Genomic DNA, 2,721 nt, shown 5'->3' on the forward strand with positions numbered 1-2,721 from the left:
TCAGCCGGCCCCTGGACTCATTGTCAGACACGCCCTAGGTCGTGGACCTGCTGGCCGCCGAGAACGTCCCGCAGCTGGCGACCACGATCCCCACCCGCGAGAGCTTCAAGTACACCCACGGCACTTATCCCACCCGCACCGCGCTCGGCCCCTGGATCCAGGTCGCCGAGGAGATCCAGGAGATAACCCGCCCGTGAGCACCAAGCCCACCCCCGGCGCCGCCCGCGGCCGTCGCACCCCCGCCCCGGCCACTCCGACCGACGGCCCGGACATGACCCTGGCCTACGCCGCCCACGCCCAGGCCGCCACCGAGCCCATCAAGGCCACCTCCATCCGCCTGCCCGAACGCCTGCACAAGCACCTGCGCCGGCACAGCGTCGAGGCCGGGGTACCCATGTCCCAGCTGATCATCCAGGCCATCGAAGCCCAGCACCCCGAACAGTGACCGCACTACCGCAGTAACGCAAGCGTGAATGCGGTACTGCGGTAGTTGCACTGCTACCCCGGTCTGAGCAAGGGTGATGCCCGGTGGGGGCTACCGGGTGGCCGCGCGCGGCCCGGGCGGAAGTGAAATGCCCCCGCCCCCTATATCGATCAAGACAAGGGCGGGGGCGCCCACACTAGAACGAGAGAACAGGCGGCTCACTCACTGTCGCGGCCCTTAAAGAAGGACATCGCGACGGGTCTCACCCTACGGGGAAGAACCGGCCCGAACCGCGGACATCCACAGGGCGCGGGCCGTTCAGGGCTGGCCGGCCTTGGTGGTGTCAAGTGCCTTGTAGATCGTGGGCCGGGAGACTCCGAACGAGCGTGTCACAGCGGCCACGGGCTGCCCTCCGGCCACCGCGGCCCGGACCGCGGCGGTCTTCTCCTCATCCAACTTCGGCTTCGGCCCCGGACGCCGTCCGGCCGCACGGGCCCGGGCCACGCCCTCGAAGGTGCGCTCACGCAGCAGATCCCGTTCCCACTCGGCCAGCATCAACAGCATGTTCAACATCAGCCGTCCCGAGGCCGTGGAGGTGTCCAGGTCCACGTCCAACGCCTGCAAGCCGATCCCCCGATCAGCCAGGGCCTGCACGGTGCGCAACGCATCCGGTAGGGACCGGCCAACCGGTCCAGACGCATGACGACGAGGGTGTTTTCCCCATCGCGCAGGATGGCCGGTCGCACTGATCCTCTACGGTCGAGACGGCGGGGATGTCACACCGTCATCGGCAACGGCATGCCCATCTCGGCCCGGTGCATCCTGGGCATCGCGCTATTGTTGGGCATCGTGACGACGCCGCCAAAGCGGACCGGGCACCCATGCGGCACCGCGCACCCCACTTTGGCGGAGTGCGCGGTGCGGTGGAGAACCACCCAGACTGAGCCTGACGAAACAGGCGGCGTCGCTCAGCGGGCGATCATCCCGTGGGGGTCGATGACGAACTTCTCCACGGAGCCCTGGTCGAACTCCGCGTAGGCCTGGGGTGCCTCGTCCAGGCTGATCACGCGCGGGTTGACCATCTCCGTCAGGTACGGCATCCGGTCCCACAGGATCGACATCATCAGCTGGCGGTTGTAGCGCATGATGGGCGCCTGGCCGCCGATGATGTGGGGCGACTTGATCCAGGCCTTGCCGAAGTCCACCGGGAAGGTGCCCTCCTGCTCGGCCTTCGTCTCCGCGATCGGGTCCGGCCCGTAGATGCCGATGATGCCCGTGGCTCCGCCCGGACGGGTGATGTCCAGGACCTGGTTCACGGCGGCGATCGGCTGCATCTCATCGGCCGCGGAGCCCAGGCCGTGGGCCTCGGAGCCGACGTAGTCCACCGCGCAGTCCACCATCGGCTCGCCGAGGATGTCGTTCACGGCGTCCTGCAGGTTCTCCGTGGCGGAGAGGTCGATAGTCTCGCAGCCGTGCTTGCGTACCAGCTCCAGCCGCGAGGCGTCCTGGTCGCCCACGATGATGCACGAGGCGCCCAGCAGCCGAGCGGCAGCCGCGGCGCACCGGCCCACGGGGCCGGCACCGGCGATGTAGACGGTGGAGCCGGGCTTGGCGCCGGCCGCCATGAGACCGTGGAACGCCGTGGGGAGGATGTCCGAGAGCACGGCCAGATCCAGGATCTTCTCCATAGCCTGCTCCTGGTCCGGGAAGCGCAGCAGCTGGAAGTCGGCGTACGGCACGAACATGTACTCGGCCTGTCCGCCCTGGAAATTGCCCAGATTGAAGCCGTAGGCGGCGCACGCCTGCTCCGGGTTGGCGGTCTCACACACCTCGGTGCGGCCGGCGCGGCAGTTGCGGCAGCGGCCGCAGGCCACATTGAACGGCACGGAGACGAGGTCACCCTCCTTCAGGAACTGGACGTCGCTGCCGACCTCCAGCACCTGGCCGGTCATCTCGTGACCCAGCACCATGCCCTCGGGCACGGGGAAGGACCCGCGGTAGATGTGCAGGTCGCTGCCGCAGATGTTGGTGGCGACGATCTTGAGGATGACGCCGTGCGGGGCGGCGGAGCCGTCGGGCATCTCCAGCTTGGGGAAGTCCAGCTCGTCGACGCGCACGTCCTTGATGCCGTGGAATGCCACGGCGCGGTTCTTGGTGGTCATGGAAACTGTTGCCTTTCTGTCTCCAGCGAGGCCCCTGACGGGGCGGGAGGAGGGGCGAACCCGAGGGGGAGTCCCGGTCACGGGCTGTACGGAAACACTAGGGTGTGTCTGACAATGAGTCTAGGGGCCGGCTGG

At 68.2% G+C, this 2,721-nt stretch carries 4 protein-coding genes; 2 read left to right on the forward strand and 2 right to left on the reverse strand.

The annotated features are described in order from the left end of the window. The first annotated feature begins 41 nt into the window (after window positions 1-41). Window positions 42-197, forward strand: coding sequence for a hypothetical protein (locus ACIQCY_RS18190; RefSeq protein ID WP_274249775.1), 156 nt, complete (start codon window positions 42-44; stop codon window positions 195-197). After that, entirely contained in the window at window positions 194-445 is a 252-nt protein-coding gene (locus ACIQCY_RS18195; RefSeq protein WP_109223263.1) for a hypothetical protein, read from the forward strand. Before ACIQCY_RS18190 ends, ACIQCY_RS18195 begins: the two co-directional genes overlap by 4 nt. A 297-nt stretch (window positions 446-742) precedes the next feature. On the opposite strand, the gene ACIQCY_RS18200 is transcribed toward ACIQCY_RS18195, so the two are convergent. Both ACIQCY_RS18200 and ACIQCY_RS18205 read right to left on the reverse strand, forming a co-directional pair. After that, window positions 743-1,174, reverse strand: a complete 432-nt coding sequence (locus ACIQCY_RS18200) for a recombinase family protein (protein WP_400485207.1) — start codon at window positions 1,172-1,174, stop codon at window positions 743-745. 218 nt (window positions 1,175-1,392) lie between these two features. Beyond that, on the reverse strand, window positions 1,393-2,586 hold the full coding sequence (locus ACIQCY_RS18205) for an alcohol dehydrogenase catalytic domain-containing protein (protein ID WP_148601733.1): 1,194 nt from the start codon (window positions 2,584-2,586) through the stop codon (window positions 1,393-1,395). Window positions 2,587-2,721 lie beyond the last annotated feature (135 nt).

This window comes from Arthrobacter sp. NPDC092385, assembly GCF_044755105.1.
Classification (GTDB): Bacteria; Actinomycetota; Actinomycetes; order Actinomycetales; family Micrococcaceae; genus Arthrobacter_D.

What these genes read in the sequence shown, in the direction of transcription:
- ACIQCY_RS18205 (WP_148601733.1), bottom strand. Translation starts at nt 2,586, where the DNA reads ATGACCACCAAGAACCGCGCCGTGGCATTCCACGGCATCAAGGACGTG.